Source organism: Paracoccus bogoriensis (assembly GCF_019431455.1).
GTDB lineage: Bacteria > Pseudomonadota > Alphaproteobacteria > Rhodobacterales > Rhodobacteraceae > Paracoccus > Paracoccus bogoriensis.
Genome location: NZ_JAHYSR010000026.1, coordinates 1 through 22,545, shown reverse-complemented (window position 1 = coordinate 22,545; position 22,545 = coordinate 1). Strand labels below are relative to the sequence as shown.

Sequence of the window (22,545 nt, the reverse complement as noted above, 5' to 3'; positions counted from 1 at the left end):
TTATTTTACCATTTGATAAAAAATATGACCTGTGTCAGCCTGATTCCACCAACAGGGAAGCCAGGAGACGCAAATGTCCCAAGCAAGATTGTCGCCCGGCGTCGTGCCGGGGCGGCTGACGGCCGATGCGCTGGCCGCGAATTTCCGTGATGTCGCACCTCCTCTGGACCGCCACGAGGCTCAGGTCGCCGCGGACCGCTGTTATTTCTGCCATGACGCGCCCTGCGTCACGGCCTGCCCGACCTCGATCGACATTCCGCTGTTCATCCGCCAGATCGCCACCGGCACGCCGGATGCTGCGGCGCGGACGATCCTAGAAGCCAATATCTTTGGCGGCATGTGCGCCCGGGTCTGCCCGACCGAGAACCTCTGCGAAGGCGCCTGCGTGCGCGAGATCGCCGAGGGCAAGCCTGTCCAGATCGGCGCGCTTCAGCGTTATGCGACCGACGGGTTGATGGCCAAGGGCGTGCATCCCTTCGCCCGCTCGACACCGACGGGCCGCCGTGTGGCCGTTGTCGGGGCCGGGCCGGCAGGCCTTGCCTGCGCGCATCGCCTGGCGATGAAGGGCCATGACGTGGTGATCTTCGAGGCGCGCGAGAAACCGGGCGGGCTGAACGAATATGGCATTGCCAGCTACAAGGCCGTGGACGATTTCGCCCAGGCCGAGGTGGCCTGGCTTCTGAAGATCGGCGGGATCGAGATCCGGCACGGCCAGCGCCTTGGGCAGGACATCACGCTGGACGGCCTGCGCGCCGAATATGACGCGGTATTCCTGGGGATGGGTCTGGGCGGTGTCAACGCCCTGCGCGCCGAGGGCGAGGACCGCCAGCATGTGCTGGACGCCGTCAGCTTCATCCGCGACCTGCGGCAAAGCCGCGACCTGACCACCCTGCCCGTGGGCCGCGACGTGGTAGTGATCGGCGGCGGCATGACCGCGGTGGACGCCGCCGTGCAGGCCCGCCTGCTGGGCGCCGAGAATGTCACCATCGTCTATCGCCGGGGGCAGGACCGCATGTCGGCCAGCCGCCATGAACAGGACCACGCCACGGCCAGCGGCGTGCGGATCATCTGCAACGCCGCTCCCGTCGCCCTGCATGGCAACGGCGCCGTGGCCGAAATCGAATTCGCCTATACCGAGGACGGGCCCGCGGGCCTGGTCCTGACGGATCAGCGATTCCGGCTGAAGGCCGATCAGGTGTTTCGCGCCATCGGTCAGCGCCTTGAGGGCACGCCCGAAGGCCTGGCGCTGGAGGGCGGCAAGATCGCCGTCGAAGGGCCTGGCCGGACCTCGATCCCCGGTGTCTGGGCGGGGGGCGATTGCGCCTTGGGCGGCGACGATCTGACCGTGACCGCCGTGGCCCAGGGCCGCGACGCGGCCGAAGACATCGACGCTCGGCTGTCCGGCCGCGCCGGCGACAGCGCATAGAGAGGATCACATCATGGCGGATCTGCGCAGCACTTTCATCGGCATCAAGTCACCCAATCCCTTCTGGCTGGCCTCGGCCCCGCCCACGGACAAGGAATACAACGTCCGCCGCGCCTATGAGGCGGGCTGGGGCGGGGTCGTCTGGAAGACGCTCGGCTCCGAAGGGCCGCCCGTCGTCAACGTCAACGGCCCCCGCTATGGCGTGATCCACGGCGCCGACCGGCGGGTTCTGGGCATCAACAACATCGAACTGATCACCGACCGCCCGCTCGAGGTGAACCTGCGCGAGATCAAGTCGGTCAAGCGCGACTATCCCGACCGGGCGCTTGTCATCAGCCTGATGGTGCCCTGCGACGAAGAGAGTTGGCGCGACATCCTGCATCGGATCGAGGACACCGAGGCCGATGGGGTCGAACTGAACTTCGGCTGCCCGCATGGCATGGCCGAACGCGGCATGGGCAGCGCCGTCGGCCAGGTGCCGGAATATATCGAGATGGTCACGCGGTGGGTCAAGAAGCATTCGCGAATGCCCTGCATCGTGAAGCTGACGCCCAACATCACCGATGTGAGAAAACCGGCCGAGGCTGCGAGACGCGGTGGCGCCGATGCGGTCAGTCTGATCAACACCATCAACTCGATCACTTCGGTCGATCTGGACCTCTTTGCGCCGCAACCGACCATCGACGGCAAAGGCAGCCATGGCGGCTATTGCGGCCCGGCGGTCAAGCCCATCGCGTTGAACATGGTGGCCGAGATCGCGCGCAACCCGGCGACCGCAGGCCTGCCCATCAGCGGCATCGGCGGCGTCACCACCTGGCGCGACGCGGCCGAGTTCATGGCGCTTGGGGCAGGCAATGTTCAGGTCTGCACGGCGGCGATGACCTACGGCTTCAAGGTCGTGCAGGAAATGATCTCGGGGCTTTCGGATTATCTGGACGGCCACGACATGACCCTGCCCGACCTGATCGGCCGCGCGGTGCCGAACGTGTGCGACTGGCAGGATCTGAACCTGAACTATGTCACCAAGGCGGTGATCGACCAGGATGCCTGCATCGGCTGCGGGCGCTGCTACGCCGCCTGCGAGGATACCAGCCACCAGGCCATCGCGATGAAGCCCGGCCGCGTCTTCGAGGTGATCGAGGAAGAATGCGTCGCCTGCAACCTCTGCGTCGATGTCTGCCCGGTCGAGAACTGCATCACCATGCGCGAACTGGAAATCGGCGAGATCGACAAGCGCACCGGCATCCCGCGCGGCACCTATGCGAACTGGACGACCCATCCGAACAACCCGATGGCCCGCGCCGCCGAGTGATCCGCGACATGCCAGGGGGCGGGGCTCCGCCCCCTCAGTCCCGGCCAGAGCCCTTGCTACAGGCCGTAGATGCAGCCGAATTTCTGTTCGAGATAGGTCAGCAGCGGCTCGGGGCCGATCCCGCTGCCCGAGGCCTGTTCGATCAGGCGCGCAGGCTTCATCAGGCCGCCATGGCGTTGCAGGTTTTCGCGCAGCCATTCCGTGCCCGGCGTCGCATCGCCGCGCGCCAGCGAGGCGTCCAGGTCGGGAACGGCCGCGCGCAGCGCCTCGTTAAGACAGCCGGCATAGACATTGCCAAGCGCATAGGTCGGGAAATAGCCGAAAAGTCCCACGGCCCAGTGGACATCCTGCATCACGCCATGGGCGGGGCGGTCCACCGCCACCCCGAAATCGTCCCGGAAGCGCGTGTCCCATGCCTCGGGCAGGTCGCGCACATCCAGGCGCCCTGCGATCAGGTCGCGTTCAAGATCGAAGCGCATCATGATGTGCAGGTTGTATTGCACCTCGTCGGCCTCGGTCCGGATAAAGCCGGGGGTGACGCGGTTCACGGTCGCGTAGAAGGCGTCCGCATCGGCGATGTTCAGCCCGCCAAAGGCGTCGGACATGCGCTCGAACAGCCAGCCGGTAAAGGCGCGGCTGCGGCCCATCTGGTTTTCGTAGATGCGGCTCTGGCTTTCGTGGACGCCCATCGACACGCCGCGGCCCAGCGGTGTGAAGGCATAATCGGGGTCGATGCCCAGTTCATAGCCGGAATGGCCGACCTCGTGGATGGTCGAATAGAGGCAGTTGAAGGGATCGGTCTCGACCACCCGCGTCGTGATGCGGCTATCCTGCCAGCGGCCCGAACTGAAAGGATGGACGGCAAGATCGATCCGGCCGCGCGCCCAGTCATAGCCGAAGGCCGTCGCGCAGGCGCGGGCCAGGCGGAGCTGGGTTTCCTGCGGAAAGTGCCCGGTCAGGGGCTGCGGCTGGCGGTCCGCGCCCAGCACAGCGTCGCGCAGCGCGACAAGGCGCGGGCGCATCGCCTCGAACAGGCTGGCTATGGCCGCGCCGGTCATGCCCGGTTCGTAATCGTCCAGAAGCGCATCGTAGAGATCCCCGCCCTCGGCCAGGGCTGCGGCCTCTTCGCGCTTCAGCATCAGCACATTGTCCAGCGTCGGCAGGAAATCCTGCGGCGCATCCTTGGCGCGGGCCTCGGCCCAGATAGCCTGCGCCAGCGAGGTGGTGCGCGCCAGTTCCTCGGCCAGACGCGCCGGAATGCGGCTGGCGCGGCGGAAATCGCGGGCGATCAGTTCCATTGCGCGCGCCTCGGTCTGGGTCCGGGGGCGGGCGGCGTCCAGCCATTCGCCGATGCGCGGATCGGTGCGGCGTTCATGCAGCACCGATTCCATCGCCGCCATCTCCTCGGCCCGCTGCTCGACGGCGCCGCGCGGCATCACGGTCTCCTGATCCCAGCCCAGCCGTTCGGCCACCGAGGACAGCGCCTCGGTCTGGCGCTGAAAGGCCATCAGATGGTCGAGTGCGCTCATGCCCCTGCCCCCCGGATCGAGGTTTCAAAAGGATAGCGCGCATGGTGGCGCGCCCGCAGGATCGCGACGAACAGCACGACCGCGCCGAATTGATGCGTCAGCGCCAGATAGAGCGGCGAGGCATGGATGACGTTCAGGATGCCCAGCCCGATCTGTGCCGCCATGGCGACGATCATCAGGCTGAAGGCCCCGCGCGTCGCCGGATGGGGCGAACGCCGCGACCTGATCCAGACGACGACCGCCAGAATCGCCAGCAGATAGCCGGTCATGCGGTGGATGAACTGGACCAGCGCGGGGTTCTCGAAGAAATTGCGCCAGCCGATCATCGGATCCCAGATCGCCTCGGGAATCCATTCGCCGCCCATCCTGGGCCAGCCCGTATACATGCGCCCCGCGTCGATCCCCGCGACCAGCGCGCCCAGGATGATCTGCACGAAGGTCAGGTGCAAGAGCCCCGTCGAGATGCCGAAAAGCCGCGCCTCGCCCGCCCGGCGGGCGCGCAGCAATTCGGCCTCGCTCCGTGAAAGTTGCATCACATACCAGGCGATGAGGCCCAGGATCAGGAAGGCGATGCCCAGATGCGTGGCCAGCCGGTAAGAGGCCACGCGCAGCATCCCCTCGTTCAGGCCGGAACTGACCATCCACCAGCCGATCGCACCCTGTAGCCCGCCAAGCGCGCCCAGCCCCAGAAGGCGCGGCGTCCAGCCCGCCGGAATGCGCGATGTCGCCCAGAAGAACAGGAAGCCCAGCCCCCAGACCAGCCCGACCACCCGGCCCAGTTGCCGGTGGCCCCATTCCCACCAGTAGATGAACTGGAATTCCGACAGCGACATGCCGCGGTTCAGTTCCTGATATTGCGGGATCTGGCGGTAGAGGTCGAATTCGCGCTGCCAGTCTGCGGCGTTCAGGGGCGGGATGGCGCCGGTCACGGGCGCCCAGACCGTGATCGACAGGCCCGAGCCGGTCAGCCGCGTGGCGCCGCCGACCACGATCATGGCAAGGACCAACAGGAACAGCACGCAGAGCCAGGCCCGGATCGCGCGCCGTGCCCCGCGGGGCCTTGCGTCGATCATGCCGGTGGTCGTGGCGGGGCGGGACGCTGCCGGGTCCGAGACTTCCTGAAAGACAGGGCGCTTGGCCATGGCTTGGCTCCTTTCGGGCTGAGGTTACTGGCCGCCGGAGCGGCGGGTCAACTGGCGCAGGATGCCGTGCAGGATGCGCACATCGCCGCGCGTCAGGGCCAGGCGCGACCACATGTTGCGCAGGTTCAACCGCATGGAAGCCGCCTTGGTCTCGGGAAAGAAAAACCCGGCCTGGGTCAGGCGCTCTTCGTAATGATCTGCCAGATGCTCGATCTCCAGCCGGTCGGCCATCGCCTCGGCATCCTCGCGACCGGCATGGGGGGCAGGCTCGGGGGGCAGGATCTCGCGGCCGTATTCGTAGCCCATCAGCAGCACGGCCTGCGCCAGGTTGATCGACGGAAAATCGGGGTTCACCGGCACGGTCACGATGGCATTGGCGCGCGCGATGTCGTCATTTTCCAGCCCGGTCCGTTCGGGGCCGAAGATGATCGCGCTGCGGCCCGGACGGGAGCGGGTCTCGGCCATCGCGTCCTGGGGGTTCAGGACGGGCTTGGTCAGCTCGCGCCCGCGCGCGGTGGTGGCATAGGCATATTCGATGCCCTCCATCGCGGCCGCCAGCGTCGGATAGACCCTGGCCCGATCCAGCACGCGACCCGCCGCGCCCGAGGCCATGGCGACGGCCCTGGGGTTTGGCCAGCCGTCGCGCGGCGCGACCAGCCGCATTTCGGTCAGGCCGAAATTCAGCATCGCGCGGGCGGCCGCACCGATATTTTCGCCCATCTGGGGGCGGACAAGGATCATGACGGGGTGACGATCAGTCTGCATGTCCGCGCAATAGTCCGTCTGGCGGCAGGCGGCAAGCTGCGCTATCTGCGACAGAAAGGAGACGCGCGCATGAGTGATGCCCCGCAGCTTTATCTGATGACCCCCGCCGGCGCCCAGGCCTCGGCGCTCGGGCCGCTTCTGGCCGAGGTGATGGACCGCTTTCCCCCCGCCTGCCTGCGCATCCGCGCCGGCGCCGAAGAGGACGAGCTGGGCCGCCTGGCCGATCTGGCGCGGGAAATCGCCCATGCCCGCGACGTGGCCGTGGTGATCGACGACCACATCAAGCTGGCACAGCGGCACGGGCTGGACGGGGTGCATCTGACCGACGGCGCCCGCGGCGTGCGCCATGCCCGTAAGGAACTGGGCGAAGATGCCATCGTCGGCGCCTTCTGCGGCGCCTCGCGCCACGAGGGGATGAACGCGGGCGAGCATGGGGCCGATTACGTCAGCTTCGGTCCGGTCGGCGCCTCGGCGCTGTATCGCGGCGAACCGGCAGGGCTGGAATTGTTCCAGTGGTGGTCCGAAATGATCGAGGTTCCGGTCGTGGCCGAAGGCGCCATCACCCGCGAATTGCTGGCTGACCTGTCTCCCGTCACCGATTTCGTGGCCATCGGCGCCGAGATCTGGTCCGAGCCCGACCCGCTTTCGGCGCTGACCGCGCTCTGGGGCGCCTGAGGTCGCCCCGGCCGTGCCGAATGCTCAGTCCGGCTGGCCGAAATCGGCCGTTGCAGCCAGGTGCGACAGCGCCAGCGGGATCGTCAACAGCACGGCAAGGCCCAGATAGATGGCCGAGAAGCTGACACTTTCGGCCAGAAAGCCGATGGCGCCGGGCGCGACCAGAATGCCCGAATAGCCCATCATCGTGACGACCGACAGGCCGATCCCCGCCGCCAGGCCCGGCACGTTGCCCGCCGCCGAAAAGGCGATGGGGACCATGTTGGCAATCCCGATCCCCGCCAGCGCGAAACCCGCGATGGCCCAGGGCGCCGAGTCCGCCAGACCGGCCATGGCCAGCCCCGCCATCGCGGCCAGCGTGCTGAGGCGCAGCGTCCTGACCGCGCCCAGCCTGCGCCGGATCAGGTCGCCCAGAAAGCGCATCGCGGCCATGGTCGCCGCGCAGGCCGCAAAGCCCCAGCCGGCCACAGCCAGCGAAGCGCCCAGCTCGCGCTGCATAAAGACCGCCGCCCAGTCCAGGATCGCGCCCTCGGGGACCATCGCCATCAGCGCCATCACGCCGATCAGATAGGGCAAGGGCGTGCGCGGCAGCCGCAGCGGCGGGCGCGCGGCGCCCGGCTCGGGGCCGTCCTCGATGATCCGGCGCCGGACCACCAGCAGGACCAGCGCGAAGAGGGCCGACACGGCGATGGCGTGGGGGATCTCTCCGAAACGCTGGATCGCCATGCCGCCCGCCCCCGCCCCGGCAAAGGCGCCAAGGCTCCAGAACCCGTGGCAGGATGACATGATCGCCCGGCCCCGCGCCCGCTCGACCGCGACGGCATTGGCGTTCATTGCCACATCCATCCCGCCGATCAGCCCGCCGAACAGCGCCACGGCAGCGCCGACCGTCCAGAGGTCTGGCGCAACCGAAATCCAGATCAGCGCGGGCGCCGCGCCCCAGGCGGCGATCCGCACGGCCCGCGCCGATCCGCGCCGCGCCACCATTGCGCCGAAGGCGGGCATCAGGCACAGCGAGCCCGCCCCCAGCATCACGACCAGGATACCGGCCATGGCCTCGGTAATATCAAGCCGCGCCATCAGCGCCGGGATCTTGGGCGCCCAGCTTCCCACCAGAAGCCCGTTGATGAAGAACAGCGCCGAAACGGCGACGCGACAGGGATACATGTCACAGCATGGTCGGCAGAACGACATCGGGCGGCGTCTGCCCGTCGGCCATGCTGCGGATATTCACGATGACGCGCTCGCCCATCTCGATCCGGCCTTCGACTGTGGCGCTGCCCATATGCGGCAGCAGCACGACATTGGGCAGGGCGCGCAGGCGCGGGTTGATCTCGTGGCCGCGCTCGAACACGTCGAGCCCCGCCCCCGCGATCTCGCCTGCGCGCAGCATCCGGGTCAGGGCGTTCTCGTCGATCACCTCGCCGCGCGAGGTGTTGACGACCACGGCCGAGGGCTTGAGCAGCTTCAGCCGCCGCGCATTCAGCAGATGATAGGTCGAAGGCGTATGCGGCACGTTCACGCTGATGATGTCCACCCGGCCCAGCATCCGGTCGAGACTGTCCCACCATGTCGCATTCAGCGCGGCCTCGATCTCGGGGCGCAGACGTCGGCGGTTGTGGTAATGGACCGCCATGCCGAAGGCGTTGGCCCGGCGCGCGACGGCCTGCCCGATGCGCCCCATCCCCAGGATACCCAGCGCCCGACCCCGCAAGCGCCCGCCCAGAAGCGCGGTCGGCGACCAGCCTTTCCAGCTGCCCCCCTGCATCTGGGCCAGGCCCTCGGGGATGCGGCGCGCCACGGCGAGGATCAGCGCCAGCGTCATGTCGGCCGTGTCCTCGGTGACAACGCCGGGCGTGTTCGTGCAGACGATGCCCAGTTCGCGCGCGGCCAGCACGTCGAGATGATCCATCCCCGACCCGAAATTCGCGATCAGCCGCAATCTGTCACCCGCCTCGGCCAGCATGGCAGCGTCGATCCGGTCGGTGATGGTCGGCACCAGCACATCGCAATCGCGCATCAGCGCAACCAGTTCGTCGCGCGACAGGCGGCGATCCTCGGGGTTCAGGACGCAGTCGAACAATTCGCCCATGCGCCGTTCCACCGGCTCGGGCAGGCGGCGTGTCACGGCCACCCTGGGCCGCGATCCGGTCAGGGCTGCGCGCAACGGCATCATCACCTCATTTTCTCGCAACCGTGTCGGCGGCGCCCTTTCCATGGGGGACCGCTTTTGGCAAACTGCCCGCGACAGGGGACGGACACAAGCCCCCGCAAACAGGGCGCAGAGGCCCGGGCAGGAACGGAAGCGGACCGATGACAGCACGGATGACGAAACCAGGCCAGCGTTTCGGAGCAATCTGGCTTGGCGCCTGCACCGCCATGCTGATCCTTGCCGCGCCGCTGTCCGCCGCCCCGGTCCGCGCTCCGGTCCCGGCCCTGGTCCCGATGGACAGCGCGCCGCTGATCCGCACTCAATCCGAAGGCGACCAGATCCAGCGCGGGCCGGTCACGAACCTGCCCCTGCCCCGCTATGTCAGCCTCAAGGGGAACGAGGGCAATGCCAGGCGCGGTCCCAGCCTCTCGCACCGGATCGACTGGGTCTTTCGTCATGCCGGGATGCCCTTGCGCGTCACGGCGGAATTTGGCCACTGGCGTCGGGTCGAGGACAGCGATGGCGCGGGCGGCTGGGTTCATTACGCGCTGCTGTCGGGCGTCCGCACGGTGCTTGTGACCCGGGACATGCTGGAACTGCGCACCCGCCCCAATCCGAATGCCGATGTCGTCGCCCGCGCCGAAGCCCGCGCGATCCTGCGTCTTGGGGAATGCAATCCCGGATGGTGCCGCGTCTCGGGTGGAGGCCAGCGGGGCTGGGTTCCCAAGGACGCCATCTGGGGCGTCGATCCGGACGAGATCCGCGACTGACCCATCAGGCCGCCGGCAGGCCCACGGGCGCAGCGCGGCGCGCGGCGCGGCCCTGGTCGATTCGGCCGGGGGCTTGTGTCGCCAGATCAGCCCGCGCCCCTTTCCCTTCCGCCAAGCCGCATAGCGGGCATCCTGACCCGGCAGACCTGCCACAGCTTACCCGTCGGCGCCGAGCCATTGAGCGACAGGATCTTGTCGCGCAACCGCCTTGAAGGCAGGGGCAGGTTCGGCCCGAGCAGGCGGCAGGTCATGTCGGAGACCGCGCCAGCCATGGCCCCCGGCGTCAGGCAGCGCGTGCCGCGCCTGCATCCCGCCTGAGGCTTCATCGGCCGTTTCCATCGCAGCGATCATATGGGCAAGACCCGGGAAAGCGCGATTTGCCGCAATCGGCTCGACCCGCGCCAGCGCGGCGGCCGGTTGGCGGTTTGGGACCGGGCGAAATCCTCGTTCGGATGTGGTTGCAGCGCGGCAAGCCCTGGATCGGTCCGACCGGTCGGTTCGGGATCGGTGGGCGGCTCTACCGGGCGGCGTTTTGTCGGTCTGTCCCGGCCCGGGACACGCCGCCCGCCTGCGCGAGAGCCGCACCCGCCCCGCAGACCTTGCAGCCGGGATCGCGGGCGCATTCGATCAGCCGCGTTTCCGAATGCAGCCCGTCATAAAGAACCAGCCGCCCGGCCAGCCCCAGCCCCGCCCCCGTCAGATGCTTGATGGCTTCCAGTGCCATCATGCTGCCGATGATGCCGGGAAGCGCACCGATCACGCCCGCCTCGGCGCAGGGCATTTGCGCGGCGGGGGCGTCGGGAAACAGACAGGCCATGCAGGGCGCGCCGCGCACCGGGTCGAACAGCGTCACCTGCCCTTCCCACCGGGCGATGGCGCCGGAGAGAAGCGGCACACCCGCCGCGACGCAGGCCGCGTTCACAGCCGCGCGCGAGGCATGGCTGTCGGTGCCGTCGATCACCAGATCGTGGCCTGCCACGAAATCGGCGTCATCCGCACCGATCCGGCGGATCAGGGGCGTCACATCGACATGCGGGTTCAGCGCCATCATGGCCTGCGCGGCCGCATAGGCCTTGGGTTCGCCGCGCAGATCATCGCGATAGATCACCTGACGTTGCAGGTTCGAGCGGCTGACCACGTCATCATCGACCAGCGTGATCCGACCCACCCCTGCCGCGGCCAGATAAAGGCAGACCGGCGCGCCAAGCCCCCCCGCTCCCACAACCAGCACCCGCGCCCGGCGCAGGCGCATCTGGCCGGGACCGCCGATCTCGGGCAGGACAAGATGGCGGGAATAACGGTCCAGTTCGGCCTCGGACAGAGTGTCCTGGCGAAGCGCGGGCGCGGGTGCGGGTGCGCTTCGCGCGCGCAGGCCGCCAAGCAGGCGGCGATAGGCCAGGATCACCGCAACGAAGCCCCCCAGCACCAGCCAGCCCGCCGCCGTGCCGCCCATCAGCGCAGCCGCGCGGCTGCCCGGCGCCAGCAGATGCAGCAGAACCAACAGCACCCAAAGCGCCGCGATCGGCCCCCACATCACGCGGCGCGGCAGCCGCGTGATGCGCGCGAAGAACAGCCACATCGCGGCGATCCACAGCGACAGCATTCCGCTAGCTCCGACCGGTCGAACCGAAACCGCCCTGCCCGCGCGCCGTCTCGGAAAGGGACGCCACCTCGGCAAGGCGGGCCTGCGGGGCGGGCGCGACGATCATCTGCGCGATGCGGTCGCCGTGGGCTACCGTAAAGGGCGCATCGCCCAGATTGATCAGGATGACGCCAAGCGGGCCGCGATAATCGCTGTCGATCGTGCCGGGTGCGTTCGGCAGCGCGATGCCGTGCTTCAGCGCAAGGCCCGAGCGGGCGCGGATCTGCACCTCCCAACCTGGAGGGATCTCGAGCGCGAGGCCGGTCGGGACCAGCGCGCGCGCGCCCGGCTGAAGGACCAGCCCCGTCTTGCGCAGATCCTCGGGCAGGTTCGCGCAGAGATCGGCCCCCGCCGCGCCCGGCGTCGCATAGCGCGGCAAGGGCAGCGTCGGATCGTGCCCGTCAAGGCGCTGGACGCGGATCGTGGGGGCGGTAAAGGGCGGGTTGCTCATCGAGTCATTCCCCTGTCAGGCCGTCATTCTGTCATGCAAAGGCCGCGCGGCAATGCCTGCGCGGCCTTGGGGGTCTTCATGTCGCAGCCATTCAGCGCGGGGCGATCATCATGACCATCTGCCGGCCTTCCAGCTTGGGCATGGATTCGATCTTGCCCGCCTCGCCGACATCGTCGCGCACGCGGTTCAGCAATTCGAGGCCAAGTTCCTGGTGCGCCATCTCGCGGCCCCGGAAACGCAGCGTGACCTTGACCTTGTCGCCGCCCTCCAGGAACCTGAGCACGCTGCGCATCTTCACGTCGTAGTCATGCGTGTCGGTGCCGGGGCGGAACTTGATTTCCTTGACCTCGATCACCTTCTGCTTCTTGCGCGCTTCGGCCTCGCGCTTCTGCTGTTCGTATTTGTATTTGCCGAGGTCCATGACCTTGCAGACCGGAGGGGTCGCGTTCGGCGAGATTTCCACGAGGTCCAGCCCGGCTTCTTGCGCCATCCGAAGTCCCACCGAAGGCGGGACGACGCCGACGTTCTCTCCGTCGGGTCCGATCAGGCGGATTTCGGCAACCCTGATGCGTTCGTTGGTGCGGGGGCCGGTATCACGGGTGGGCGGTGCATTATGCGGACGGCGGGCTATGGCGTTGCTCCTTGTGCTGCCAATCGAAAGTGCAACGAAGTTAAGGCCCGAACGGGTCCGATTCAACCGATTTTGATGCAGGCGGGCGCTTGAAATGCAGGCACGACGCTGGAAAACGCCCCTTGGGGCGCCGCGTGACGCTTTCAGGCCCGCGGCGGCTGTGCCATTAAACGATCAAGACGCGGCCGATGGGCCGGTGACGCACCAGGACGGGGATTTTCGATGAAGAACATGTTGCTGATTCTGGCGGTGGTTGTGATCGCGGCAGGCGGGCTGTGGTTCTGGACGCAGAACCGGCACGCGGCACCGGAAGCGCTGCCGGTGACGGCGGCGCCCCAGGCTCCTGCCACGCCTGCGGGCGAGGCCGCGCAGATCGCCGACGACACCGCCCGTCAGGCCGCCGAAGCCGCAGCCGAGGCCGCCCGCAACGACGAGGCCGCCGAGGCCGCAGCCGATGCCGCAGCCGACGCGGCCGCCATCGCCGCGGACGCGGCCGCCGAGGCCCTGCGCGCCGCGCAAGAAGCCGGCGCGGCGATCGCCAGCGATGCCGCCCGCAGCGCCGAAGCCGCAGCCGAGGCCGCGATCGAGGCCGCCGACCGCGCCGCCCGCGCCGCCGCCGAATCCCCCGCGGGCGAGGCCGCGTCCCAGGTGGTCGAGGCCACGCGCGAGGCCGCCGAGGCCACGCTGGACACGGCCGACGCCGCCGCCACGGCCGCCCGGATCGAGGCACTGCTGACGCCTCAGGGCTTTGACCGCGCCGAGGTCGCGCGCCTGATCGACCAGGCCGCCATCAGCGACGCCCAGAAGGCCACGCTGCACCGGCTGATCGAAACGGCGGGCAACAACCCCCAATTGCTGGCCGCCGCGCTGGAGCAGGTCAAGGCCGTCATGCGCTGATGAACCTGCCCGTTCACGACTTCGGTCCCTTTCTGGCCAGAAAACCCGCTCAGATCGCCAAAGGTCCGCTGGCCATCATCCTGATCGAGGATGACAAGGCCGTGGCCGCAACATTGTCGCATCACCTTCGGCGCGGCTTTCGGCACATCCTCGCGCTGTCCGACGCGCCGTTGACCCTGACCGAGGCCGAATTGGCGCCCCTGGCCGGGAAGGTGACGAATCTCATCCTGAACACCCGCCGCCCTGACGCGCATGTCGAGGCGGTGAACGCCGTCATCGCGGCCGTCCCCGAGGCGATCTGGCTCTATTACTGCTACAACGCCGAATTCCTGTTCTATCCTTTCTGCGAGACGCGCAGCGTGGGCGAGATGCTTGCCTTTCACAGCGAGGAACGCCGCAGCGCGATGCTGACCTATGTCATCGACCTCTACTCGGGGAATCTGGGCCGTCACCCGGACGCGGTCGATCTGGAACAGCCGCTGTTCGACCGCACCGGCTATTACGCGCTTGGCCGCAAGGGCGCGGACGGGCGTCCTCTGGAACGGCAGCTGGATTTTCACGGCGGCCTGCGCTGGCGCTACGAGGAATTGTTGCCCCCCGACCGGCGCCGCATCGACCGCATCGCGCTGTTCAAGGCTGCGCCGGGATTGCAGCTTCTGCCCGATCATCGCTTCTCGGTCGAGGAATACAACACCTATGCCTGCCCTTGGCATCACAACATCACCGCCGCCATCGCCTCGTTCCGGGTGGCCAAGGCGCTGGTCTGCAATCCGGGCTCGCGCGATCATGTCCACGACATGACCTGGCGCAACTCGCATCCCTTCCGCTGGCACAGCGAACAGCTGATGGAACTGGGCCTGATGGAGCCGGGTCAGTGGTTCTAGCCCCCTGCCCGATCCTTCTGCGCCGCGGGCTGGCACGCCCTTGCGCCTCGCGCATGGCCAGTGATAGACCCGATGCCAATCTGAACATGGCCCCCGCGGGGCCGATCACGCAAAGGCACGACCCGGATGGCACTGAACAGGACCAGCTTCGACCGCGACGATCTGCTTGCCTGCGCGCGCGGAGAGCTGTTCGGCCCCGGAAACGCGCAGTTGCCCGAACCGCCCATGCTGATGATGGACCGCATCACCGAGATTTCCGAGGATGGCGGCGCGCATGGCAAGGGACATGTCGTGGCGGAATTCGACATTACCCCGGACCTGTGGTTCTTTGCCTGCCATTTTCCCGGCAACCCGATCATGCCGGGCTGTCTGGGCCTTGACGGGCTGTGGCAACTGACCGGCTTCAACCTGGGCTGGCGCGGCTGGCAGGGGCGCGGCTATGCGCTTGGCGTGGGTGAGGTCAAGCTGACCGGCATGGTCCGGCCCGACCGCAAGTTGCTGCGCTATACGGTTGATTTCACGAAAGCCGTTCAGACTCGTCGCCTGACCATGGGCGTGGCCGATGGCCGGGTCGAGGCCGACGGCGAGGTAATCTATCAGGTCAAGGACATGAAGGTGGCCCTTTCGGCCAGCTGATACCATTTGCACAAGGAGGCCCCCATGCGACGCGTCGTCATCACCGGGCTTGGTGTCGTTTCGCCCATCGGCAACAACGCGGCCGAGGTCACGGAAAGCCTGCGCGCGGGCCGTTCGGGCATCGTGGCCGCCCCCGAATATGCCGAACACGGCTTTCGCAGCCAGGTCCATGGCAAGCCGCAGATCGTGCTGGAAGATCATATCGACAAACGCAACCTGCGCTTCATGGGTCCGGGCGCGGCTTACAACTTCATCGCCATGGAGCAGGCGATCAAGGATAGCGGCCTTGAAGACAGCGATGTGTCGAACCCGCGCACGGGCCTGATCATGGGATCGGGCGGGCCGTCCACCAGCAACTTCTTCGAGGCGCACCAGATCGTCATCGAAAAGGGCGCACCCAAGCGCATGGGCCCCTTCATGGTGACGCGCTGCATGTCGTCCACCAATTCGGCCTGTCTGGCGACACCGTTCAGGATCAAGGGCGTGAACTACTCCATCACCTCGGCCTGCGCGACCAGCGCGCATTGCATCGGCAACGGGGTTGAACTGATCCAGATGGGCAAGCAGGACATCGTCTTTGCCGGCGGCGGCGAGGAACTGGACTGGACATTGTCCTGTCTGTTCGACGCGATGGGCGCGATGTCGTCCAAATACAACGACACGCCGGAAACCGCGTCCCGCCCCTATGACGCCACGCGCGACGGTTTCGTCATCGCGGGAGGCGGCGGCGTGCTTGTGCTTGAGGAATTGTCTCATGCCCTGGCGCGCGGCGCAAAGATCTATGCCGAGGTGACGGGATACGGCGCGACCTCGGACGGCTATGACATGGTGGCGCCGTCCGGCGAGGGGGGCGAGCGCGCGATGCGTCTGGCTCTGTCCACCCTGCCCGAGGGGCGCAAGGTCAGTTACATCAACGCGCACGGCACTTCGACCCCGGTCGGCGATATCGGCGAAGTCAAGGCGATCCGGCGCATCTGGGGCGAGGGTGCGACCCCGCCGATCAGCTCGACCAAATCGCTGACCGGTCATTCGCTTGGCGCGACCGGCGTTCACGAGGCGATTTACAGCCTGCTGATGTTGCAAAATGACTTCATCGCGGCTTCAGCGAATATCACCACTCTGGACCCCGAGATTCAACCGGGCGAAATTGTCACGACGCGCGTGGACAATGCAGGGTTGGATTCGGTCCTGTCGAACAGCTTCGGCTTCGGCGGCACGAATGCGACGCTGCTGATGTCGCGCTATATCGACTGACACCGGAACCGAGGGCATTCATGGGCGATCTTCTGAAGGGCAAGCGCGGGCTTGTGATGGGGGTCGCCAATGACCGCTCCATCGCGTGGGGTATCGCAAAGGCGGCCGCCGCCGAAGGGGCCGAGCTGGCCTTTTCCTATCAGGGCGAGGCCTTCGGCAAGCGGGTCGAACCCCTGGCTGCCTCGGTCGGGTCGGATTTCCTGCTTGATGTGGACGTGACCGACGACGGCACGCTGGACGCAGCCTTTGCCGCCATTTCCGGGCGTTGGGGCCGGCTGGACTTCCTGGTTCACGCCATCGCCTTTTCCAACAAGGACGAGTTGACCGGCCGGTTCATGAATACCAGCCGTGCAAATTTCAAGCGCAGCCTCGAGATCAGTTGCTATTCGCTGATCGAGGTCGCCCGACGCGCGCATCCATTGATGGCCCCGGGCAGTTCGATCATCACGCTGACCTATGGCGGCTCGAACCGGGTGACGCCCTTCTATAACGTGATGGGGGTGGCCAAGGCCGCGCTGGAATCCAGCGTGCGCTATCTGGCCAACGATCTCGGTCCCGACGGCATCCGCGTGAACGCGATCAGCCCCGGCCCCATGAAGACGCTGGCCGGCGCGGCGATCGGCGGGGCGCGCAAGACCTATCGCCATACCGAGGCCAACGCCCCCCTGCGCGCCAATGCGACGCTGGAGGCGATCGGCGGCACGGCCTGCTGGCTGCTGTCGGATTGGGCCGCCTGCACCACGGGTGAAGTCGTGATGGTCGATGGCGGCTATCACGTTCTGGGTATGCCTCAAAGCGAGAATCTCTGACGGGATGGGCCATTTCACCGCAAGCGACGGGGCGCGGATCGCCTATTCGGATCAAGGGGACGGGCTGCCTGTCCTGGCGCTGGCCGGGCTGACCCGGACGGGGGCGGATTTCGACTATCTTGCTCCGCATCTGGATGGGGTTCGCCTGGTCCGCATGGACTATCGCGGCCGCGGCGCGTCGGATTGGACCGGGGCCGCGACCTATACCGTCCCGCGCGAGGCGCGGGATGCGGTCGAGCTGCTGGATCATCTGGGAATCGGGCGCGCCGCGCTTCTGGGCACATCGCGGGGTGGCCTGAACGGGCTGTTCCTGGCCGCGACGGCGCATGAAAGGCTGCTGGGGCTGTGTCTCAACGATGTCGGCCCCCGGATCGAGCAGGCGGGCCTGCAAAAGATCTTTGACTATGTCGGGCGCAATCCTGCCGCCCGCAGCCACGCCGAACTGGCCGCCCGCCTGCCCCAGTTGATGCCGGGCTTCTCGGATGTGCCCGAAGGTCGCTGGCTGGAGGATGTGCGTCGCCATTATGTGGAAACGCCGGACGGATTGCGAATCAATTACGACCCCGCCCTGCGCGAGGCCTTCCTGGCCGCCTTCCAGGGCGAGGCGCCGGATCTGTGGCCACTCTGGCAGGCTACGGGGGATTTGCCCGTGGCGTTGATCAGGGGGGCGAATTCGGATCTCCTGTCGCAGGCGACGAGCCAGCGGATGGCGGCGATGCGGCCCGACCTGATCATGGCCGAGGTGCCGGGCCGCGGCCATGTCCCCTGGCTGGACGAGCCGCAATCACTTGAGGTGATCCGCCGCTGGCTGGCAGCCTGCGCGGCGCGCGTCTGACCGGGTCGTGATGTCTTACTGTCGGACAAGGGCACGGCCCAGCCTTTCCGGTCGCGCAACAGGCTTTTATCTTTACGATATGCAGTTCCCTGATCTTGTGAGACCGCTTGGCTTTGCATAGGCTCTTGGAGGGTAATTCCACCTTGGGCGAGGCTTGGTCGAATGATGCGGGATGCCCTGATGCCGCCCGAACCGCTGCGCGCTCAGATCGCGCGGTCGAATGTGGCCTTGGCGCTGGCCACGACCGAGGTGGACGACATGCCGCTGATCATGGTCAATCGCGGCTTTCTGCGACTGACGGGGTTCGAACCGGACGCGGTGATCGGGCGCAATTGCCGCTTTCTGCAGGACGAAACGACTCCGCGCGACCAGATCGCGGCCATGGCTGCCTTTCTGCACGACGATACACGCGATGACGGGCGTTTTCCCGTGCTGAACCGGCGTCTTGACGGGACGAACTTTCTCAACCTGGTCTTTCTGTCCAAGCTGCGCGACCGCAAGGGGCAGATCCGCTTTGTGATCGCCTCGCAATTCGACATCACCGCCGCGCGACAGACCGCGGCCCTGGCGCATAATGACGCGGCGCTGATCGGCACATTGCAGACGATGCGCCAGACCATCGGCCAGTTCGGGCTGGCCATGACCGATTCCGCCGGGCTGATTGCCCGCTCGATCTCCACGCTGGCCAGATTCGCGGTGCGCGATGAATGACGCTTCGGGGAAAGAAATGACAGGACAGAGAGCCACGCCCGGCTTTGCCGTGGTGGGGATCGGCGCATCCGCCGGCGGCCTGGAGGCATTGCAGGATTTGCTCCGCACGGCCCGGCGTCAGGATCCGGCGGCCTATGTGGTGATCCAGCATCTGGACCCGAATCATGACAGCGTGCTGGCCGAATTGCTGGACCGGCGCACCGAGCTGACGGTCGAACAGGCCGAGGACGGCACCAGAATCCTGCCGCGCCATGTCTATACGATTCCCCCCGGCGCACGCATGTTGATCGAGGGCGGGCGGCTGAAGCTGACCGAATTCGACCAGCCGCGCGGTCTGCGCCGTCCGATCGACGACTTCCTGGAAAGCCTTGCCCTTGATCGCGGCGCTTCGGCGGCATGTGTCATCCTGTCGGGGACCGGAGCGGACGGCACGCTCGGCCTCAGGGCCATCAAGGAACATGGCGGGGTCTGTGCCGTGCAAGAACCTCGCACCGCGCGCTATGACGGGATGCCCCTTTCGGCCGAGGCCACGGGCCTGGTCGATCTCGTGCTGCCGCCCGAGCAGATCGTCCCGGCGATCCTGCAATTCTTCCAGAGCAGCCACGAGAACATGGCCGAAGAATCAATGATCGGCGATACCCGCCGCATCTGCGATCTGCTGCGCGACCGAACGGGCCATGACTTCCGGGGCTACAAGATATCGACCCTGTTGCGGCGCATCCGGCGGCGGATGCAGGTGCACGGGCTGACCAACAGCCGCGCTTATCTGCGCCATCTGGATTCCAGCCCCGATGAATGCGAGGCGCTGGTGAACGAGTTTCTGATCAATGTCACGCGCTTCTTCCGCGATCCTGCAGCCTTCGAGGCGCTGCGCAACAAGGCAATCCGGCCGCTGGTCCAGGCGCATCAGGGCGAGGATCTGCGTGTCTGGGTTCCGGGTTGCTCCAGCGGCGAAGAGGCCTATTCCATCGCCATGCTGCTGGATGCCGAAATGCGCGCGGCAGGCCACAGGCCGCGTTTCACCGTCTTTGCCTCGGATATCGACCGCCGCATGATCGAGATTGCGCGTGGCGGCACCTATCCGATCAGCGCGCTGGCCGATATCCCCGAAGAGCTTCGCCACGATTATACAAGCCACCACGACGGGCTGATGCGGATCGTGCCCCGGTTGCGCGACCGGGTGCGCTTTTCGCTGCATTCTCTGGTGCGCGATCCGCCCTTCAACCGGGTGGACCTGATCTCGTGCCGTAACCTGCTGATCTATCTGGACGAAGATCTGCAATCGCGCATTCTGCCGCTGTTTCATTATGCGTTGCGTCCAGGGGGCTATCTGCTGCTGGGTCCGTCCGAAGGCGTTCGCCGCGAGGCGAACCACTTTACCGAACTCGACCGACAGGCACGGCTCTACCGTCGGGACGAGGCGCTTGCGCGGCTGCCGCTGGACCTGCCCTTTTCCACTGCCCGCGGTGAACGCCTGCCCGACATGCCGGGGACCGTGCGCCGATACCCTGCCCTGTCAGAGACCGCACAAAGCGCGCAGCGCCGTATCCTCGACCGCCACGCGCCGGCAGCCTTGCAAGTCTCGCGCTCAGGCGAGGTTCTGTGGTCGTCCGGGCGGCTGGCGCGCTTCGTGACCGTCGATCCGGCGGCGCGAGGGCCGGTCCTGGCGTCTGCGCTCGTCGCACCGGGCCTGCGCGAGGCCGTCACGCGAGCCATAGAGGAAGTGGCCTCGACCGAACGCGCGCTGATCCTGCGCGATCTGGTCGCGCGGTCCGAACTGGGGCGGCAGCCGGTCACGCTGACAGCCGAGCCGCTGCCCGACCGCTCGATCCTGCTGGTCTTTCGCGAAGCAGGCCCGCTTGCCGCAGCCGAGCAGGACCTGGCCGATTACGACGAACTGATACCAGGCGAAAGCCAGAGCCAACGGCTGGAGGAGGAACTGCGCCTGACCCAGATGGAGCTACGCAGCGCCATCGAAGAGCTTGAGACCACGAATGAGGAACTCAAATCCTCGAACGAGGAAATGATGTCCATGAACGAGGAACTTCAGTCCACGAACGAGGAACTCAGCACCGTCAATGATGAACTGAAATCCAAGATCGACGACCTGACTCTGGCCAATTCGGACCTTCAGAACTTCTTCTCGGCCACCAAGATCCCGCTTCTGGTGGTGGATCGCGACATCCGGGTGCGCAATTTCACTGACGCGGCCTTGCAGATCTTTCCGCTGCGCCGCTCGGATCATGGGCGGCCCCTGGCGGATATATCGAACGTCTTTGGCGGCGATCTGCTGGAACGGATGGCCCGCGAGGTCGTGGAACGGGGCGAGGCGCAGGGCTGCGAGAGCGCAGAGAGGCGCGGCGATCGTGCCTGGCGGGTGGATGTGAAGCCCTATCGCGGCCCTGACGGGCATCTGCAAGGCGCGATGCTGGTATTCGAGGACGTGACCGCCATGCGCGACCTTCGGCACGCGGTCGAGCGTCAGAGCCAGCGCCTGAAGGCCGTTCGCAATCTGGCGCGCATCGCCGTCTGGCAGTTCGATGCGGACAGCGGCAGCGTGACGATCGACGATTCCTCGGACCTGCTGGGGGTCGGGCGCACGGCGAACCTGCCGCTTGCGGCTTTTGCCGCGCTGATCGATCCAGCCGACCGCGAGGCCTTTCTGGCCGATATCAAGACCTGCCTGACCGGTGCCAGCCTGCGCCGCGTGCTGACGCCTGCCACCGATCCGCAGTGCCGGATCGAGGCCGCCGGGCAGCGGCTGTCCGAAGACGCCGATTGCGTGTTGGGCGTCATGCTGGATGTGACCGCTGTCGAGAACTCGGCCCGGCTGCGCGAGGCGGTTATCGCCGAGATGGACCACCGGGTGAAGAACCTCTTTACCCAGATCTCGGCCATGCTGCGCATGGCGGCTCGCGAGACCGACAAGGTCGAAACTCTGGTCGAACAGGTTTCGGCACGGATCAACGCGCTGGCGCAGTCGCACAGCCTGACGACGCGGCGCGGCGCTTCGGCCGAGCTGGATCTGACGGAACTGGTCGCCACGACGCTGGCACCCTATGACGCGGCCCGATCCTCGCATGAGGGCCCGCCGGTCAAGGTGCGCGCGGGGCAAGTCGTGCCCTTGTCGCTGATCCTGCATGAACTGGCGACGAATACCTTCAAGTACGGCGTTCTCGGCCCGGTCCCCGGCCATCTGGCCGTAAGATGGACCTGTGGCGAGCGGACGGAACTGGTCTGGACGGAAAATTACAACAGCGACCGCGAAACCGAAACTCAGAATGAGGGCTTCGGCTCGGCGCTGCTGGAAGGCGCCGCCGCCCAGCTTGGCGCCGCGCTGGAGATAGAGCAGCGGTCCCGCCAGCGCATCACGCGATTTTCCTTCTAGCGGCCCGTTTCAGTCGTCGGACAGCGCCATGCGCGGCGCGCTGATGCTGCGGGACGTTCGGCGCTTCCCTCATCGGGACAGAGCTCGCCTGCACCGTGATCGCGCAACTCCGTCCTGCGCCGAAAACGCGGGCCGGCTGGCGCCGGAGCAACTGACTTGTCGGCCCTTGCGGCCATGGCTGAACAAGGTGCGCTCTCTCACCTGGGCGGCTGTGGCGCGGGCCGGGTTCTTGCGCAGCACGGCCTTCTGAGGGATCGGAGCATCGTGCACAAGGTCAGGCGCCGCGCCCATCCGCGCCGACATGCGCGAATCCACCGCACCCGTCTTCGCCCGCACCCCGCAGGCCAAGGCGACCCGGCGCGCCTGCAACGGGTTCCCCTGGCAGAGCGGCAGATGGCCCGTCAGACCGGCCTCGAACAGCCGGTGACAGGATCTGGTCGGCTCATGGACCACCCGCGCCAGCGGTCGGAAGCCGAGCCAGCGTCGCAGCCGCGCAAGGCCGGCCCTCGTGTTCTCGAACCGGGCCGCCCCCTCCTCCTCCAGATCGAAGACGGGGATATCCCGATGAATGTTGAAATCGGGTCGGGGCAGCGTTGCCGGGCTCATGGTTAGGCGGCCGCTGCGGTGTGGTCGGCG

Annotated in this window: 22 protein-coding genes; 12 read left to right on the top strand and 10 right to left on the bottom strand. The window is 67.1% G+C overall.

Annotation, left to right across the window (positions count from 1 at the left end; genetic code table 11):
• Nucleotides 1–73: 73 nt before the first annotated feature.
• Both KY389_RS12425 and preA read left to right on the top strand, forming a co-directional pair.
• A complete protein-coding gene (locus KY389_RS12425; protein WP_219831312.1) occupies nucleotides 74–1,426 on the top strand; it encodes an NAD(P)-dependent oxidoreductase in 1,353 nt (450 codons plus the stop codon).
• A gap of 13 nt (nucleotides 1,427–1,439) precedes the next feature.
• A complete protein-coding gene (preA, locus tag KY389_RS12420; RefSeq protein WP_219831311.1) occupies nucleotides 1,440–2,738 on the top strand; it encodes an NAD-dependent dihydropyrimidine dehydrogenase subunit PreA in 1,299 nt (432 codons plus the stop codon).
• Nucleotides 2,739–2,794: 56 nt separating this feature from the next.
• On the opposite strand, the gene KY389_RS12415 is transcribed toward preA, so the two are convergent.
• The 3 genes from KY389_RS12415 to KY389_RS12405 are packed head-to-tail and all read right to left on the bottom strand — an operon-like array spanning nucleotide 2,795 to nucleotide 6,174.
• A complete protein-coding gene (locus KY389_RS12415) occupies nucleotides 2,795–4,267 on the bottom strand; it encodes a carboxypeptidase M32 (protein ID WP_219831310.1) in 1,473 nt (490 codons plus the stop codon).
• Nucleotides 4,264–5,409 carry a heme A synthase gene (ctaA, locus tag KY389_RS12410; RefSeq protein ID WP_219831309.1) on the bottom strand — a complete coding sequence of 382 codons (1,146 nt, stop codon included), beginning with the start codon at nucleotides 5,407–5,409 and terminating at the stop codon, nucleotides 4,264–4,266. Before ctaA ends, KY389_RS12415 begins: the two co-directional genes overlap by 4 nt.
• Nucleotides 5,410–5,433: 24 nt before the next feature.
• A complete protein-coding gene (locus KY389_RS12405; RefSeq protein ID WP_219831308.1) occupies nucleotides 5,434–6,174 on the bottom strand; it encodes an RNA methyltransferase in 741 nt (246 codons plus the stop codon).
• A 69-nt stretch (nucleotides 6,175–6,243) separates the two neighbouring features.
• On the opposite strand from KY389_RS12405, the gene KY389_RS12400 reads away from it, so the two are divergent.
• Nucleotides 6,244–6,849 carry a thiamine phosphate synthase gene (locus tag KY389_RS12400; protein WP_219831333.1) on the top strand — a complete coding sequence of 202 codons (606 nt, stop codon included), beginning with the start codon at nucleotides 6,244–6,246 and terminating at the stop codon, nucleotides 6,847–6,849.
• A 24-nt stretch (nucleotides 6,850–6,873) separates the two neighbouring features.
• Here KY389_RS12400 and KY389_RS12395 read toward each other — a convergent pair whose 3' ends face one another.
• Complete coding sequence (locus KY389_RS12395; protein ID WP_219831307.1) at nucleotides 6,874–8,016, bottom strand: MFS transporter; 1,143 nt, start codon at nucleotides 8,014–8,016, stop codon at nucleotides 6,874–6,876.
• Between the two features lies 1 nt (nucleotide 8,017).
• Complete coding sequence (locus KY389_RS12390) at nucleotides 8,018–9,022, bottom strand: 2-hydroxyacid dehydrogenase (RefSeq protein WP_219831306.1); 1,005 nt, start codon at nucleotides 9,020–9,022, stop codon at nucleotides 8,018–8,020.
• A gap of 152 nt (nucleotides 9,023–9,174) precedes the next feature.
• Between KY389_RS12390 and KY389_RS12385 the strand changes: the two genes are divergently transcribed.
• Nucleotides 9,175–9,771 carry an SH3 domain-containing protein gene (locus KY389_RS12385; protein WP_425517192.1) on the top strand — a complete coding sequence of 199 codons (597 nt, stop codon included), beginning with the start codon at nucleotides 9,175–9,177 and terminating at the stop codon, nucleotides 9,769–9,771.
• Nucleotides 9,772–9,857: 86 nt separating this feature from the next.
• Here the strand turns inward: KY389_RS12385 and KY389_RS12380 are convergent, their stop codons facing one another.
• From KY389_RS12380 to infC, 4 genes are all read right to left on the bottom strand, one after another.
• A complete protein-coding gene (locus tag KY389_RS12380; RefSeq protein ID WP_219831305.1) occupies nucleotides 9,858–10,097 on the bottom strand; it encodes a hypothetical protein in 240 nt (79 codons plus the stop codon).
• A 191-nt stretch (nucleotides 10,098–10,288) separates the two neighbouring features.
• Nucleotides 10,289–11,374: a HesA/MoeB/ThiF family protein gene (locus KY389_RS12375; protein ID WP_219831304.1), complete on the bottom strand. Its 1,086-nt coding sequence runs from the start codon at nucleotides 11,372–11,374 to the stop codon at nucleotides 10,289–10,291.
• 4 nt (nucleotides 11,375–11,378) lie between these two features.
• A complete protein-coding gene (gene dut / locus KY389_RS12370) occupies nucleotides 11,379–11,864 on the bottom strand; it encodes a dUTP diphosphatase (RefSeq protein WP_219831303.1) in 486 nt (161 codons plus the stop codon).
• A 91-nt stretch (nucleotides 11,865–11,955) separates the two neighbouring features.
• Nucleotides 11,956–12,561, bottom strand: coding sequence for a translation initiation factor IF-3 (infC, locus tag KY389_RS12365; protein WP_246588104.1), 606 nt, complete (start codon nucleotides 12,559–12,561; stop codon nucleotides 11,956–11,958).
• 156 nt (nucleotides 12,562–12,717) lie between these two features.
• On the opposite strand from infC, the gene KY389_RS12360 reads away from it, so the two are divergent.
• From KY389_RS12360 to KY389_RS12325, 8 genes are all read left to right on the top strand, one after another.
• On the top strand, nucleotides 12,718–13,392 hold the full coding sequence (locus KY389_RS12360; RefSeq protein WP_246588103.1) for a hypothetical protein: 675 nt from the start codon (nucleotides 12,718–12,720) through the stop codon (nucleotides 13,390–13,392).
• Nucleotides 13,392–14,276, top strand: a complete 885-nt coding sequence (locus KY389_RS12355; protein ID WP_219831302.1) for a glycosyltransferase family 2 protein — start codon at nucleotides 13,392–13,394, stop codon at nucleotides 14,274–14,276. The genes KY389_RS12360 and KY389_RS12355 overlap by 1 nt, the downstream gene beginning before the upstream one ends.
• A 126-nt stretch (nucleotides 14,277–14,402) precedes the next feature.
• Complete coding sequence (gene fabA, locus KY389_RS12350; protein WP_219831301.1) at nucleotides 14,403–14,912, top strand: bifunctional 3-hydroxydecanoyl-ACP dehydratase/trans-2-decenoyl-ACP isomerase; 510 nt, start codon at nucleotides 14,403–14,405, stop codon at nucleotides 14,910–14,912.
• A gap of 24 nt (nucleotides 14,913–14,936) precedes the next feature.
• The gene (gene fabB, locus KY389_RS12345) at nucleotides 14,937–16,166 is read left to right on the top strand and encodes a beta-ketoacyl-ACP synthase I (protein ID WP_219831300.1); all 1,230 of its coding nucleotides are present in this window, start codon (nucleotides 14,937–14,939) and stop codon (nucleotides 16,164–16,166) included.
• 20 nt (nucleotides 16,167–16,186) lie between these two features.
• Complete coding sequence (locus KY389_RS12340) at nucleotides 16,187–16,975, top strand: enoyl-ACP reductase FabI (protein WP_219831299.1); 789 nt, start codon at nucleotides 16,187–16,189, stop codon at nucleotides 16,973–16,975.
• Between the two features lie 4 nt (nucleotides 16,976–16,979).
• Nucleotides 16,980–17,810, top strand: coding sequence for an alpha/beta fold hydrolase (locus tag KY389_RS12335; RefSeq protein WP_219831298.1), 831 nt, complete (start codon nucleotides 16,980–16,982; stop codon nucleotides 17,808–17,810).
• 162 nt (nucleotides 17,811–17,972) lie between these two features.
• Nucleotides 17,973–18,521, top strand: a complete 549-nt coding sequence (locus tag KY389_RS12330; RefSeq protein WP_219831297.1) for a PAS domain-containing protein — start codon at nucleotides 17,973–17,975, stop codon at nucleotides 18,519–18,521.
• 16 nt (nucleotides 18,522–18,537) lie between these two features.
• Nucleotides 18,538–21,909, top strand: a complete 3,372-nt coding sequence (locus tag KY389_RS12325; RefSeq protein WP_219831296.1) for a chemotaxis protein CheB — start codon at nucleotides 18,538–18,540, stop codon at nucleotides 21,907–21,909.
• Nucleotides 21,910–21,978: 69 nt separating this feature from the next.
• Here the strand turns inward: KY389_RS12325 and KY389_RS12320 are convergent, their stop codons facing one another.
• Nucleotides 21,979–22,515: a hypothetical protein gene (locus tag KY389_RS12320; protein ID WP_219831295.1), complete on the bottom strand. Its 537-nt coding sequence runs from the start codon at nucleotides 22,513–22,515 to the stop codon at nucleotides 21,979–21,981.
• Between the last annotated feature and the right edge of the window lie 30 nt (nucleotides 22,516–22,545).

What these genes read in the sequence shown, in the direction of transcription:
- KY389_RS12425 (WP_219831312.1), top strand. Translation starts at nt 74, where the DNA reads ATGTCCCAAGCAAGATTGTCGCCCGGCGTCGTGCCGGGGCGGCTGACG.
- preA (WP_219831311.1), top strand. Translation starts at nt 1,440, where the DNA reads ATGGCGGATCTGCGCAGCACTTTCATCGGCATCAAGTCACCCAATCCC.
- KY389_RS12415 (WP_219831310.1), bottom strand. Translation starts at nt 4,267, where the DNA reads ATGAGCGCACTCGACCATCTGATGGCCTTTCAGCGCCAGACCGAGGCG.
- ctaA (WP_219831309.1), bottom strand. Translation starts at nt 5,409, where the DNA reads ATGGCCAAGCGCCCTGTCTTTCAGGAAGTCTCGGACCCGGCAGCGTCC.
- KY389_RS12405 (WP_219831308.1), bottom strand. Translation starts at nt 6,174, where the DNA reads ATGCAGACTGATCGTCACCCCGTCATGATCCTTGTCCGCCCCCAGATG.
- KY389_RS12400 (WP_219831333.1), top strand. Translation starts at nt 6,244, where the DNA reads ATGAGTGATGCCCCGCAGCTTTATCTGATGACCCCCGCCGGCGCCCAG.
- KY389_RS12395 (WP_219831307.1), bottom strand. Translation starts at nt 8,016, where the DNA reads ATGTATCCCTGTCGCGTCGCCGTTTCGGCGCTGTTCTTCATCAACGGG.
- KY389_RS12390 (WP_219831306.1), bottom strand. Translation starts at nt 9,022, where the DNA reads ATGCCGTTGCGCGCAGCCCTGACCGGATCGCGGCCCAGGGTGGCCGTG.
- KY389_RS12385 (WP_425517192.1), top strand. Translation starts at nt 9,175, where the DNA reads ATGACGAAACCAGGCCAGCGTTTCGGAGCAATCTGGCTTGGCGCCTGC.
- KY389_RS12380 (WP_219831305.1), bottom strand. Translation starts at nt 10,097, where the DNA reads ATGAAGCCTCAGGCGGGATGCAGGCGCGGCACGCGCTGCCTGACGCCG.
- KY389_RS12375 (WP_219831304.1), bottom strand. Translation starts at nt 11,374, where the DNA reads ATGCTGTCGCTGTGGATCGCCGCGATGTGGCTGTTCTTCGCGCGCATC.
- dut (WP_219831303.1), bottom strand. Translation starts at nt 11,864, where the DNA reads ATGAGCAACCCGCCCTTTACCGCCCCCACGATCCGCGTCCAGCGCCTT.
- KY389_RS12360 (WP_246588103.1), top strand. Translation starts at nt 12,718, where the DNA reads ATGAAGAACATGTTGCTGATTCTGGCGGTGGTTGTGATCGCGGCAGGC.
- KY389_RS12355 (WP_219831302.1), top strand. Translation starts at nt 13,392, where the DNA reads ATGAACCTGCCCGTTCACGACTTCGGTCCCTTTCTGGCCAGAAAACCC.
- fabA (WP_219831301.1), top strand. Translation starts at nt 14,403, where the DNA reads ATGGCACTGAACAGGACCAGCTTCGACCGCGACGATCTGCTTGCCTGC.
- fabB (WP_219831300.1), top strand. Translation starts at nt 14,937, where the DNA reads ATGCGACGCGTCGTCATCACCGGGCTTGGTGTCGTTTCGCCCATCGGC.
- KY389_RS12340 (WP_219831299.1), top strand. Translation starts at nt 16,187, where the DNA reads ATGGGCGATCTTCTGAAGGGCAAGCGCGGGCTTGTGATGGGGGTCGCC.
- KY389_RS12335 (WP_219831298.1), top strand. Translation starts at nt 16,980, where the DNA reads ATGGGCCATTTCACCGCAAGCGACGGGGCGCGGATCGCCTATTCGGAT.
- KY389_RS12330 (WP_219831297.1), top strand. Translation starts at nt 17,973, where the DNA reads ATGATGCGGGATGCCCTGATGCCGCCCGAACCGCTGCGCGCTCAGATC.
- KY389_RS12325 (WP_219831296.1), top strand. Translation starts at nt 18,538, where the DNA reads ATGACAGGACAGAGAGCCACGCCCGGCTTTGCCGTGGTGGGGATCGGC.
- KY389_RS12320 (WP_219831295.1), bottom strand. Translation starts at nt 22,515, where the DNA reads ATGAGCCCGGCAACGCTGCCCCGACCCGATTTCAACATTCATCGGGAT.